Consider the following 13,104-nt stretch of genomic DNA (forward strand, 5'->3'; position numbering starts at 1 on the left):
CTGCTGGTGGACGGGTTGGGGCAGTTGGTGATAGAGAAGAACTATATGCAGAGGCCTACATCGAGCTGTTGCAGCTCGTCGAGTGTGTAGATGCGAAAGACATTCCGGTGGCGGGTTTCCAGCGGGATGTGCTGATGGTTAACGATAACGTGCCTGATGCTGTCAAAGAGCCGTTCAAGGCCGCGCTTTTTCTGCGGATCCGGCACAATATAAAAAACGTAAATCCAGTCTTTACGGGTTCGGGCAAGCAAATGACTGGCGATGATCGACTGATATCGGGCTCTGGTTTTCAGACGGCGCTCTGTCTCAATGGCGATCACGGTGCCGCCGGGTAGGGTGATTAGTCCGTCCGGGCGGTGACTGACCTGATAACGACTGAGGAAGGTTGTGCGATCGCCATTTATCCACCCGGATGCGCCTTTTTGCTCAAGGATAATCCGGGCTGCCTGATTATCAAGGTGATGTTCCAACGTCCAGCCGGTGATTTTTGAAGGCTCAAACCGCGCCGGGAAAAGCGCATCGTCGGGGGTTAATACAACGGCCAGCCCGTCAGTGGTTATGCCCCATAATGAAATTTTCATCGTGCGCGATACCAGGACATGTTTTTGTATCAAGCCCATACCCTCGGCTTTTGAAAGCAGGGAATACAGTGATTTATGATCCCTGAAACCGAACAGCAGCATCAGTGTTTTAAAGTCACTGTACGTTTCCTCCTTCAGAAAATTCAGCAGTCGTTGTATTTTTTCGTGGTGTCGCGTCTGGCGTTCGCTGTATGCGGTGATAAGCATCATTCCCCCCCTTTAAAAATCCAGCAATGACGGGTTTTCCTCTTTATCGGCATTCGGTGTTGTTGTGTCTTTTTTGTCCGCCTCATCAAAAAAAAGATCGGGCCGCGTTGTGGTGATATCCGGTGTTGATGCGGGTTCAGGGGAAGTTTCCTCCTCGTTAAAATCCAGGGTGATGTTTACCGTTGCGGCGTTGGCGGCAATCGCAGGCGACACGGCGCAGATCTCCAGCTCGCGTTTCTTCACCCTGATGGGCGAAATCAGCGAAGCAGAGGGGAGTGTTTTTGTCGTAAAAATGAAGCTGACAAAATCGGGTAGATTCAGGATCATATTGCTGTCGGTAAAGAAACGCTCGGCCTGCCTGATGGTGCGTTCATCGTCGATAGTCTCTGTCAGCACGGCGTCGGTTTTCGCTTTACGGACCTCATCATCGACTAATATGGTGCCGGACATCCTTGCCACCCATTCAGCGGTATCCGGGTCCATGACGCGATAAACCAGTTTGAATTTGGCGTTTTCAACGACCGCGCCGACAACGGCGTCCCCTTTCAAATCTGCCGGACAGTCTTTTAAATCGGCAATCGACTGATGGTCCATAATAATATGTACGCCTTTATCCCGCGCCGCGCCTAAACCTTCGAGCGCTGGCCTGGATAAATGGTATTTCAGTTCGGAAAGATAAATAGCAATGGGGCGGGGGACGTCTTTCACCCGTTCACGCCTTTCTGCCAGCTGGTACAGGCGAACCAGCAGCATGCGCTGAGCGGTAATGATTTTGCTGTTGCGCATTGAGCCAATCACATAACAGCAACCCCCTTCATCAAATATCCTATTAAGCGAAAATCCTGTCGGCGCATTGATGGCATTGAGCAGGGCCAGCTCTTCAATTTTCCCGAAGAAGGCTTTTATCTTATCTGCAATACCCTGAACGTAGTCTCCGTTATACACATCCCGAATGGTTGAGGCAGTATTACGGGTGACAAATTGTGCGGCTATCCGGGCAGCTTTCCGGTCGTCAATGCGATAAAAATCTGACTCCTGACCTTTCTCAGCCAGACTGAAACCGGCAACAAAAAGCTCTTCCAGCTCATCGGCGGTGATTTCTTCAATCAGATTTAACTGGTATGCCTGTTTCCTCAGGTCAATTAAGGCAAAGGGCTTCCCGGCATCTTTACAGGCTTTTCGGTAAAGGTGCGGAGCCCATTCATCATCCTTGGGGTCCATAACAAATACGCCTTCACCGGCCAGAATACTTTGATAAAGTAATATCCCGGAGGCAACCCCTTTGCCGGCGCCGGTGGTGCCGATGATATCCGCGTGTTGTTTTTGCCAGTCTTTTAACGGCAGGTACATCGGCTGAATATCGCGGTCCATGCCAATAAATAACCCTTTGTTCAGGTGGATATAATCCAGCGGGTCATAATGCAATGTTTCCGGCAGCAGTGATTTCACCGTACGGACATCGGTGCGCAATTCCCGTTCAAGCGCTGTTTTCCTGACGAGGCGTTTCTTTATTTTGTCTAATTCAGGGGTTAATACCCTACGCAGCAGAATATGGAAAATAAAACCTGTTACGGTAAAGGTAATCAGCACCGGCCATGCCAGAACCGGAATGCTGTCGACGACCCGGCCTTGATAAAGCCACTGGAAAATCCAGATAACAATCGGGGCCATCGTACCGGAAAGAAAACACAGCAGGGAAAAAGCAATAATCAGCTTTTGCCACAACGGGGCTTTTTGCCGTTCATCGCTTTTCATCGACGCGAAAAATGGCATCGTCAGCCCCGATAACAGCGCCAGCATCAGCTGATGCTGTTGTATAAAAGCCATGACGCTCAGCGCGCCATTCACTATCGGCGACAGTGAAACGGCCAGCTTATTCAAAATCACGATGCCTCCTTCGTCAGCAGTTCGCCCCATGACATCGCCCCATCAATTCGCCCCACGGTATCGGGCGAAAAGGCGGGGCGAACGTCCGGGGTAAAGAAGGTGGCCGCATTGCGGCCATGTGCCGGAAAGCATGCTTCCCGGCACCAAACGGCTTGCGCCAGTTCATGCGGGCTGGACGCCCTTATGATATGTCGCATGGGGGTAATGTCGCGGCTGGACGCCGCGCCAAAACCCCCAGGGTCAACGGCGGCACACCGTCGCCCGCTACGCGCGACCACCCCCTTTAAGACGGTCGCTTTCGCCTTTTTATTCCCTTTGCTCGTGCCTCGCAGCGGGAATAAAAGGGAAGCTGACCTTTAAAGAGGGTGGTCGCGCCACGCTACCGGCTTTTGGCCGGTGACTTAGCCGCGACGGTGTGCGGGGCTTACGCCCCCCAAATAAAGCGCTGTCGTGGGCGACAGCTTTTCGCTCGCTGGGGCGGCGAAATTTATTCGGCTCCCCCCGGCCGGCAAAATCCGCGTGGGCGCGGCTGTTTGCCGGTGAGGCGCGGTGCCTGAACTATTTTCGCTCCTTAACCCGCGAAAATAATTCTGTCCGCTGCCTCATTTTTACGGCCCGCATTTCTTCACTCCTTGATCCGCGAAAAATGTGCTGGGCCGTAAAAACCTGAAAACCGCCACGCCTTAAGCCGGACTCGGCTGAAATATTCCGCTGTCGTTTGAGAGCTGAGAATAAAATAATAGCAGGGGTTAATATTGGCTCTCGCGGATTTCCCTGATGATGTCGGAATAACACTGACGACTTTCTTTAATGCTGGTTTCATCCAGCGTAAATCCACGCCGGTTGGCTTCCTCTGTCAGCGTTATTCTGTCGGTGGCGTTCAGCGTTTGCAGCAACTGCAATAACCGGCAGACAACCCGGTAGTGATAAATTTCATAATAAAGGCCGCATCCGTGCATCGCCTCATTTTCAATGTGCTCAATAACACAAACTGCGCGCATGGAATCCCCACGCTGATGTGTCCAGGGATGCTGAATAAAACCCGGTTTGGTCATAAAGATAACCTCCGCTAATTAACTACGCACGCGGCCAAATTTATTGATAATTTGGCTGATTATTGCCGGGTCTGCCGAGTCACATTCAAGTAAGAACGATTTTCTGGCATCGACAGTATGGTCCGGCAGAAAACCGTGCTCGTTCTTTTTCACGATATTAAAGAATGCACGTTCGGCCGAATGGCATTCATTGCCGCCGCCGTTCCCGGTGGCTTTACCGTACATGCATAACACCACTTCACAGGCGTCAGCGGCCATGACGGAGGTTGAATATGACGCCATAATGCAGAGCAATAATGCGGAGGATATTGCTTTTTTCATTTTGGTCACCTTCATATTTAAACGAGGGTTGCGTAATTCGATAAGTTATTTATTGAAGTCCTTTACTGAATACACCTCTCATGCCATTAAGATGAAGGGGTTTAAAATAAACATCATTCATCCGGCGTACGTCACCGTGAATATCAATGCTGACTATCACATCAATGCTTTTTAGCACCTTGCGTAACAGCACGTCGAAAGGCATGTTCCGGCAGTCGGGATTTTCATAGCAGCTGTCAATTATCCCTTCAATACATTCTTCCGGGCTGCCCGCATGCAGGGAAGTCATCAATCCCTCATGCCCGGAACCGACGATTTTCAGTGCATCCCAGGCTTCCCGACCGCGAATTTCTGCCAGTAATATCCGGTCAGGGTTCATACGATAATTGGCACGTATCAGCCTGCCGGGCGTGACAATGGCATTATCCCCGGCATCCGCCGGATAAAAGAGATGGACATAATTGGTGTGATGATAGAACCGGATTTCGGGATTATCTTCGATGGTGGTCAGCCTGAGGTGCCGGGGAATATGGTGCAGCAGCGTTTTCATATAGGTGGTTTTACCGGATCCGGTTTCACCGACGATAAAAATCGTCTTGCCGTATTCCACCGCTTTTTCCATAAAGCGGGGCATATCCTCACTCTGATAATAGCGTGTCAGTTCAACATCTTTGCCTTCCGTTCGCTCCTGACCGGTGACCGGATTATAAAATCCCGCATCAATCCATGACTGATGCGTTTTCTGCCCGAATGCGGGCTTGCGCAGCGTAATGGATACGGTATTGCGCTCACAGGCCGGGGGAATAATGGCCTGAATGCGCTCGCCTGATTCAAGCGTGGCGGAAAGGATCGGCGAGGTGTCGTCGATATTATCGTCCTGCCATGACGCCAGCGCTCTGGCAAAGGCGTAACACTGACGCAGCGTAATCGGGGCTTCGTGTCTTCGCCATTTCCCCCGGATTTTGGTATGCAGTTCACCCGGCCGGTTAACGGCAATATCCGTCAGGCCGTCCTGCGCAATAAAATCACCAAACAGCTGGTTTTTCATAAAATCCAGCGACAGGTTTTCAGCGTTCATACCACCTCTTTTTCAGTCGCAGCTGCCAGACGGATGAGAAATCAATGTCGGTGCCGGTCATGATCCCGATGACATCACCCTGATTCAGGTACAGGGTGGGCGGGATACTGATGCTGTTGTCCAGCGTCGTTTTCGCCATTTCCGCCGTGGCGGCGCGGGTGTTTTCGGTGTAGTCGGTATTGCGGTCTTTCCCCGGGGCAGCAACCGACGCCGCCGCAGCCACGTCCTGCACGGTACTGAGCATCAGGGCATTGCCGAAGCGCTCCCAGAAATGGTTGTCGATCCAACCTGAGATCCCCGCCTCGCCGAGCGGGCCGCTGGCCTGCGTATCAGTTAGCGGGATTTGCAGGCTGCCGGGCTCAGGCGTACGCAGCTCCGTCCACAGCACAAACATCCGGCTGCGTCCGTGTTGCAGCGCCCCGGTGCGGTAGATGCCACGGGCGACCGTTCCCGCCGGGATCAGCGTCACATGGTTGCTGGCGCTGTAAACATCTTCACTGACCAGGCAGGAAATATGCCCCCCGACATCGGACACGAAGCGCCACATCATCGAACATGGGATATAGCGGTCCACCGGGATATAGAGATCAGGATCGAGACCCAACCGTCTGACGCCGGTGACGCGGGCGACGCCCGGATTGTCGGTGTTATCCGTTTCCGGCGCGGCAGTATCCGGGCAGCGCAGGCGGCCATCCTTTCCCCTCGCCAGTACTGACGGACAGGATGTGTACGTCGTGGATGATGACCGACTGTCGGACGTTTCTGCGTGGCTGCGCGTTTCACCCGGGGACGTGCGTGCATTATCGCCCGGCATTGTTCGGGCGTTGTTCAGCCCGTCAGCCAGCGCGGCTGCCTTGTTCAGGGTGGGTGAGGCCGGTGGCGGGGTTGGCGCGGGAGTGACGGCCTGGCTGGCAGGGTTTGTTTTGTCCTGTGTGTGCGGCCCGAACAGGCCAAACGGGTTACTGTCCATGCCCAGATTTTGACGCTCATGAAGCGTCTTCCCGGCAGAAGGCGGCGGCGCGGTGTCGGCTTCCTTCCTGTTATCGCCTTTCAATGCACTGAAAAGACGATCGCCGCCGGATGCCAGGGCGATCACCAGCGCCAGACTCAGCAGGCTGACGATCAGCGTGCGGCGGCCGGATGTCTTACGAAAGCGGGTCACTTCCGGCTGGCCGGGCGGTGTTTTTTGCTCCGGCTCCTGATACGCCATTGCCGCCCGGGCGCGTTCGCGGGCTTCCGCTTCCCGCTCTGCGGTGGTTTTTTCCGGTTCATTCGGGACAGGTTTATCGGTCATTTCGCCTCCAGCGTAACGGACGGTGAAACAGTGTCGCTGCGGGTTATCGGGATGCGCCCGAATCCGTCGTTTTCGAGCCCCACCACCGAGGTGCCGTAACGCAACACCAGTTGTGGCGCTGCCGGAACCACCATCACGGTGTAATTACCCTGCTTAACTGTCCGGGGCGTGAGCGCCTGCTCCCGTCCGTTAACCACCCGGAAAAAGGAAGGCAGGGTTCTGATGGGGGAAAAACCGATATATGCAAATCGACCATCGTCCCAGGCAAAATCCGGTGTGATGGAGGTCGAACCGGCGGCTACCCGTTTGATGTAGCGCCAGTTGCGTGGCACGCTGACCTGTCCGAATGCCGCTGCTATCTGCTGCTTCTCCTGTCTTTCACGCTGCTGCGTCTGACGCGCGGCGCTGGCGGCGGCGGATTGCTGGCGAACCTCGGCCGGATAGTGGTAACGGATAACGAACGCCTGCGCGGGGGAATCGTGGTCCAGCACGTTCAGCTCCAGGCTGTAATCACGCTTTGAGGTCACCACGAAGAGGTTGGTCTTCCAGTCCTTTGCCGTGGGCAGGAACACCTGGCTGACGTTGTTGCCGCTGGCGTCCGTCACCGGCTGGGTGATGGGGTTCGGGCTGACGCCTACCCGGTTATCACTCTTCGTTACCGTCCAGCCTTTGGGAAAGCCCGCTTGCGCATCAATCACAGCTTCATCGTCGTCAAACAGCAGCGTGGTGACGTAGCCAGGGCGGGTATTGACGACCGTGGCGTTCTGGCTGTTATACGATACGTTCTGCATCCGGCCGTCATAACCGCTGCCGCGCGGGGTGTCGGCACTCCATGCCGCGCATGACGCGAGTAAGCCCGTCAGGAGCAGGATGTTTTTCAGCATCATTCGCTCCTCAGTTCTTTATCGCGCTGGTAGCTGGTGACGATAAAGCCCAGCGGGTTCACTTCACGCTGACTGTCGGTCAGTTGCTGATGCGGGACATAACGATAAGTCAGGCGGATATTCCAGAAGTCCGTTTTCACTGAATTATCAGAAATACGGCGGAGGGTGCGCTTAATACGCAGTGTTGCCAGGCTATCCGGCCCGGTGGCAGGCGCATGCACATTAGAAATAATGTCGATATAGACGACGTATTCGGCTTTATTAAAAATAACGTCCGGTGCCTGGTCGCCGTTAAACCCGTCCAGATAATCCCGGTTCACGCTGTCGCTGTTAAATAACTGTACGTCGTCGTAATCACGCTGGAGGGAGAAATAATTATATCCCTCACGGAGTCTGACATAGTGTGCCGCCAGTGAATGGGCCAGCGCTTTTTCAGACGCCATATCCCGCTCTTTAATGCGGGTCATATACTCATAACGACCGGTCTGTTTATCCACCGACCACAATTCAATGTCAGTGGTTTTCAGCGGCAGCAGAATAATCATGGCCGTGATAGCCAGTGCAGCCAGAATCAGCCCGGCAGCGGCCACCCGCCAGGCAATTTTGCGGGAACGCTCTTCCTTTTCCAGCAGGATGGATTCAAAAGAGCGCGAGACATTAATGATGCGCTGAATATCAGACATGGTGAGTCAGCTCCTGAATTATTGCGGGGGAATTAACCGGCTGGGGATCGCCGGACACCGGCGGGAGGTCGCCCTGATGCTGCGCGCAGCCCGTAAGCGCGCACAACACCAGAAGCAAGATGCTGAATTTCATGGAAGCCTCTTATCGGATAAATGTAGGAAGGCCTCACCGCTGGCAGAGGCCACGGCGTGACGGAGAAAAGAAATTAGCGGTCGGGAGGATTAACGATGACGCTGCTGATTCTGGCGTTTCATGCTTTCAATGGCGGTGGCACGTTTCTGCCAGGCGCTCACGGTTTTGCCCGCCCCTGCGGCAATGAACCTGCCGGTTGTCGCTGCTGCGGCCATGCCACCTTTGGCGGTCAATCGGCCCCCGGTCTTTATGCCGGGTCTGGCGGCGTCGGCAGATCTGCTCGCCAGCCTGCTAAGTCCGCTCATGGCGGCACCCTGTAACACGGCCTGTACGGCGGCACCGCTCAGCGCAGTGGCTATTTTCGCTGAAAAATACACCACGACGCCTGCGGCAATCCCGGCCAGCAAACATTGCGCCGCCAGGGTCACCATATTGCTTTCAGCAGACGTTGCTGTGGCGGCATCCAGTATTTTATTCAGGTAGTTGATGGCGATTCGGACAGACAGGGCAGAGAACATGATCGTTAAGATTGCGGTAAATATTGTTTTCAGCCAGTTATCAAACATGGGTTTAAGAAAACCGTACAGCAGGCAGAAAATAAAGAGTGGGGCGGTGGTGGTCATTAACAAAATGGTGATTTCGGCGAGCAGGTTGACAAAGGTTGCAGCCAGTAACAGAACGGTTGCACCGCCCCAGACCAGCACCTCGGCAAAGCCGCCATTCATTTTAACGTAGGTGGAGGTATCGAGATTAAACAGCGTTTGCCCCAGCGCTTGTGCCTTTTCCCACACCGTGTCGAGCAGCGCCCAGACATTATCATCGCCACTAATGCCGTCCTTAAGCCCTTCAATGGCCGCAATGATAGCATTCAGCCAGCCATCGCGGTTTAAAACGAAAGTGGTGATCAGCAACATGCGCCCCACATCCCAGACAACATCTTCAACCGGTGTCTGGAGTTTGCCGCCAAGCGTCTGATACCCGCGATACGTAATAAATAGGGTGAAGGAACTGACGATAATCACACTGATTAGGGTGCCGTAGGTAGAAGACTGACCCTCTAAAACGGCATTGAGTCCATCCATGATGTTTTTGTCCATACCAACAAAAATACCACCGGACATGGTGCCTCTCATTAGTCAGGAACAGACAGGGGATAAAACAGGGAAGAACCCCTGTTTTTATTGGCGGGAATATTACTGAGTGACGGATTTTCTTTTTTGGGCTTCCTGCTGAAACAGTGTCTCGAATTTTTCCCTGATGCCGGGTTTGCCGGTCTGGGCAAACATTAATGCTGCCCGGTGTGCAAACTCGCAGTTGTCGCTTGCCTCGCCATCCTTGAGGCATTGCGTATAGACCTTATAGGTTTCATCGGGATGTTCTTTATACCAGGCTTCTGATTTCGTCTCTTTACAACCGGATAAGACTAGAATGCCTGACATGACGCATAAGGTTAATACGGGTTTTAACATGTTAACCTCCCTATAGAGAGTTCAGATCAGCAACGGGCGCAGTTAATTGCTGTTGCTCGAAGGCTTTCTGTTTTTGCTGTTCCAGCAGCGTTGCTCGCTGTTCAGTCTGTTTGACTGACATCTCCCACTGGCTGGTCAGCGCATTCAATTGTACGCTTTTGGCCGCGATGGCGTTAGCCAGGTCCTGTGACTCTTTCGAATCCTGCGCATTAGCAATACGGTCTGATAAATCTGATATATCACCGAGCGTGCCCGTGATCTTGTTTTCAACCTCGGACGTATTTTCTATCGCTACGGCCTGATTCAGGATCATCTGTTTGCAGCTGTCCAGATAACGCTGTGAGGAACTGGACGGGTTACAGGTATCGAACGTTTTATATTTGTTATACAATCTACTAAGTTCAGACGAATATGACCCGCTTTGGTTGCTCAGCAGGTCATCCAGTGAAATACCGTTTTGACGAAGATTATCGATATCGGTTTTCAGACTTTTGGCCTCGCGGAGAAATGCCTGAACGTCCCGCACGCCCGTTGCCGTGGCTAATTGCTGCTTGTAGGCATCGAGTTCACTTCTATAGTGGGTGACGGTTTCCTGCCACTGCTGGAGTTTCTGGATCCACTGATTCATGGATTCGGTATTCTGTACGGCGTCGAATACCGGTATTCCGGCACTTAACGCTCGGGTGGAAATAAACAACGATAATGCCAGTATGATATCTCTGAACCGCATTTTCATTACCTCCGTCATGAATATTACAGGGCTTGTTCAAGGAAGGCGGCTTTCCAGTCATCAGGCTGCATTCCTTCCTGATACAGGGTGTCGAACAGTTTCAGGTTGTCTTCGCTCCCGCTCAGCATTTTGGTAAGTTTCCCGAGGCCCGCTAAATCCATTTTCGCCATCGCCACAAAAGGCCGGGTTTCACCTGCGCGTAACGGCGTTTTCAGGACCACCATGTAGCGCTCACCCGCATCGAGATTTTTGACGATGTCGTACACGTTTTCCGGCACTTTCATCTTTTCCACGTAATCACCCCGGCTGGCCTTCGGGTTGGCGAGAAAAATCTGCGTACTGCACTGCTCGATAATCGCCGGGGCAATCGGGTGCTTGACGATTTCGTCAGGCGACTGGGTGGCGGGGACGAAGATGCCGTTCAGCTTGCGGATCACTTTCAGCATATTGAGCGAGAAGCGGGAGAATTCGACATCGGCCAGCCATTTCCAGAACTCGTCCATGAACATTACCAGCCGGCGACCGTCCAACAGACTGGTGACGCGGTAAAGCAGATAAAACGTAATGGGGCCGCGAATATCGTCATCATCGAGAAATTCCGTACCGTCGATACCCACGTTATCAATGTTGCTGATGTTGAAGGTGTCCTCCTCATTATCGAATACCCAGCCGAACTCGCCGCCCTGCGCCCACTGTTTAAGGCGAATACGTAGCCCGTTGAGGCGGGCGTCGGTGGTGGGCGGCTCCGGCAGGACTTCCAGCAGCCGGGTGATACCGAACTTGCGGTATTCCGGCGGGTAGTCGAGCATAATGGTATCTACGGCGGCACTGATCCGCTCCTCATCGCGCGGCTCGAGCGGCTTGCCGTTGCGGCGGCACAGCATGCGCACCAGCCGTTTGATAAAGCTGATATTCCGCCGGGTTGGGGCCAGCGCAAAAGGATTGAACCCGGTAGGCACACCGGTGCGAATACGGAAGTAGCGTCCGCCCATCTGACGTATCGCCATCTCCGCCGCCCGGTCCTTGTCGAAATACACGGTAGTCAGTTGCTTAAGAGGGGCTGATTCAGAGAACGTCGCCGGATTGCGGTACTTCTGCATCAGTTGCTGCATCATGGTCATCAGCATCGTTTTCCCTGAGCCGGTTTTACCGATAATCGCCGTATTACCCGGCGTTTTTTCGTTGAAGTCATCCCGTCCGCTCTGGCTGTCGTGCAGGTTCAGGTAATACCCGCCGCCGCCAGGGGATTTGAGGATGGCGATGGCATCGCCCCAGGGATTGACGTTTCGTTTATGAGGATGAAAATTGTGCAGGCTCGCCAGGTCGGCAAAGTTCTGGCTGCTGACGGCCACCAGACGGGGGCGCAGCGTATAGATACCCGGCAGTTGCGCCAGGTACGCAGCGGGCAGCGACAGCGTGGACAGCGTCGTCATGATGCCGAGGTCGGCGAAGGGCTGCGCCAGTGCGTTGGTGTCCTTGACCACCTGGTCGGCGCTGTCTGAGGATACGAGCAGGGAAAAGTGGTATTTTCCGCAGGAGACATGCCCGGACTGGAGCAGGTCACGCAACACAATCAGCTCTTCACGCTGTGAAATGGCGTCGTCATCCGCCGAAGTCAGGCGCTTTTCCGCCAGACGAATATGCTTCTGCGCCTCATCGCGGGCCATGCAGGTGAAGGACTGCGTCAGCACATACTCGCTTTCGGAATACAGCAGCGCGTCCAGCAGGCCGGTCGCGGTCTCCGGCGAATAATCTTTGATTTCCAGACTGCGGAAAAAACGGGAGCCGCCGACCGTCTGGCACTCGGCGGTGTCGGTGGTAAAAAAGACATCCGGCGTGCTTAATGTTTCATAAAACGTCGCACGCGTGACCGCCACCTTTTGCCACTGGCCGGTGAGCAGGCGGTGATAAAAGGACAGCTGGGCGGAATACACCCGCCCGTTGCCTTCATACATCCCCAGTGGCGTCGCCGTATAGCGGGACAGCGCCGAAGCCAGCGCATCCCGGTGTTCCAGCATCACTTTCAGGGCGTCATCCAGCGCCGCTTTGCGTTTACCGGACGGCTGCGCCTTCATGGCCTTTTTCTCCAGCGGAGAGAAGGGCGCATAGCAGACGGTGAAAAACAGCCGGTGCCGCCAGAACGGCTTTTCGTTGAGCGGTTGGTAATACAGCCGGGTCACTTCATCAGAAAAGGGAATACCTGAATTCGCGTCAAAGACATCGTGGTACTTTTCCCGGATACGGTGAAGATAAAAAGTAACCGGCAGGCCTTCATACGCACGAATCACGTTATTGAGATGCGTCGCCATTAACGTCAGGTGATGTTCATCCTCGCATTCAAAAACGGTGCCCTCCAGCTCCCAGCTGGCAACCAAATCACCCTGGCGGTTTCTGATGACGTGCGGATGAATATGGGAGGAATACGGAATGTATTCCTCCAGCGTAACGCGTTCGTTTAACTTCATCTTTTCAATAAACTCCGAAACGTCGACGGCGTCATAGCGGTTTGCCAGCAGGGCATTGGCACCAAAATGTTTATTGGTGCCAAACCGGCCACGGGTTATAAAGGCCAGCCAGAGCAGCCCGAAATAGTGAATATCGGTTCTGGCCTTTGCCTTCATCTCCAGCCAGGCGGGAATAAGTAGTAATATCAGGTAATTGCTGACATAGACCGCCAGCAGGACGATGGCCCCGCTGACCATCACGAACGGCACGAGGGGAATGCCGGCTATGGCGGCAGGCCGCGTCAGCGCTTTGTTCAGCGTAGCCATCATTGCCTCCC

At 53.9% G+C, this 13,104-nt stretch carries 12 protein-coding genes; all 12 read right to left on the minus strand.

What is annotated here, in order from left to right; genetic code table 11:
• Window positions 1–41: 41 nt before the first annotated feature.
• Entirely contained in the window at window positions 42–788 is a 747-nt protein-coding gene (gene mobC, locus ENGE1_RS02000; RefSeq protein ID WP_064360535.1) for a MobC family replication-relaxation protein, read from the minus strand.
• A gap of 12 nt (window positions 789–800) precedes the next feature.
• Complete coding sequence (locus ENGE1_RS02005; RefSeq protein WP_064360488.1) at window positions 801–2,675, minus strand: type IV secretory system conjugative DNA transfer family protein; 1,875 nt, start codon at window positions 2,673–2,675, stop codon at window positions 801–803.
• Window positions 2,676–3,424: 749 nt separating this feature from the next.
• Entirely contained in the window at window positions 3,425–3,730 is a 306-nt protein-coding gene (locus tag ENGE1_RS02010) for a hypothetical protein (RefSeq protein ID WP_064360489.1), read from the minus strand.
• A gap of 18 nt (window positions 3,731–3,748) precedes the next feature.
• Complete coding sequence (locus ENGE1_RS02015) at window positions 3,749–4,051, minus strand: TrbM/KikA/MpfK family conjugal transfer protein (RefSeq protein WP_064360490.1); 303 nt, start codon at window positions 4,049–4,051, stop codon at window positions 3,749–3,751.
• Window positions 4,052–4,100: 49 nt separating this feature from the next.
• Entirely contained in the window at window positions 4,101–5,129 is a 1,029-nt protein-coding gene (gene virB11 / locus ENGE1_RS02020) for a P-type DNA transfer ATPase VirB11 (protein WP_064360491.1), read from the minus strand.
• On the minus strand, window positions 5,119–6,423 hold the full coding sequence (gene virB10 / locus ENGE1_RS02025; RefSeq protein ID WP_064360492.1) for a VirB10/TraB/TrbI family type IV secretion system protein: 1,305 nt from the start codon (window positions 6,421–6,423) through the stop codon (window positions 5,119–5,121). The genes virB11 and virB10 overlap by 11 nt, the downstream gene beginning before the upstream one ends.
• A complete protein-coding gene (virB9, locus tag ENGE1_RS02030) occupies window positions 6,420–7,307 on the minus strand; it encodes a P-type conjugative transfer protein VirB9 (RefSeq protein ID WP_064360493.1) in 888 nt (295 codons plus the stop codon). The genes virB10 and virB9 overlap by 4 nt, the downstream gene beginning before the upstream one ends.
• Window positions 7,307–7,990, minus strand: coding sequence for a VirB8 family type IV secretion system protein (locus ENGE1_RS02035; protein WP_064360494.1), 684 nt, complete (start codon window positions 7,988–7,990; stop codon window positions 7,307–7,309). The genes virB9 and ENGE1_RS02035 overlap by 1 nt, the downstream gene beginning before the upstream one ends.
• Window positions 7,991–8,212: 222 nt before the next feature.
• Window positions 8,213–9,244, minus strand: coding sequence for a TrbL/VirB6 family protein (locus tag ENGE1_RS02045; protein ID WP_064360496.1), 1,032 nt, complete (start codon window positions 9,242–9,244; stop codon window positions 8,213–8,215).
• Between the two features lie 72 nt (window positions 9,245–9,316).
• Entirely contained in the window at window positions 9,317–9,592 is a 276-nt protein-coding gene (locus ENGE1_RS02050) for an EexN family lipoprotein (RefSeq protein WP_064360497.1), read from the minus strand.
• Between the two features lie 10 nt (window positions 9,593–9,602).
• Complete coding sequence (locus tag ENGE1_RS02055; protein WP_064360536.1) at window positions 9,603–10,322, minus strand: TrbJ/VirB5 family protein; 720 nt, start codon at window positions 10,320–10,322, stop codon at window positions 9,603–9,605.
• 23 nt (window positions 10,323–10,345) lie between these two features.
• Complete coding sequence (locus ENGE1_RS02060; RefSeq protein WP_064360498.1) at window positions 10,346–13,093, minus strand: VirB4 family type IV secretion/conjugal transfer ATPase; 2,748 nt, start codon at window positions 13,091–13,093, stop codon at window positions 10,346–10,348.
• Between the last annotated feature and the right edge of the window lie 11 nt (window positions 13,094–13,104).

The sequence above is a fragment of the Pluralibacter gergoviae ATCC 33028 = NBRC 105706 genome (assembly GCF_001598855.1).
Classification (GTDB): domain Bacteria; phylum Pseudomonadota; class Gammaproteobacteria; order Enterobacterales; family Enterobacteriaceae; genus Pluralibacter; species Pluralibacter gergoviae.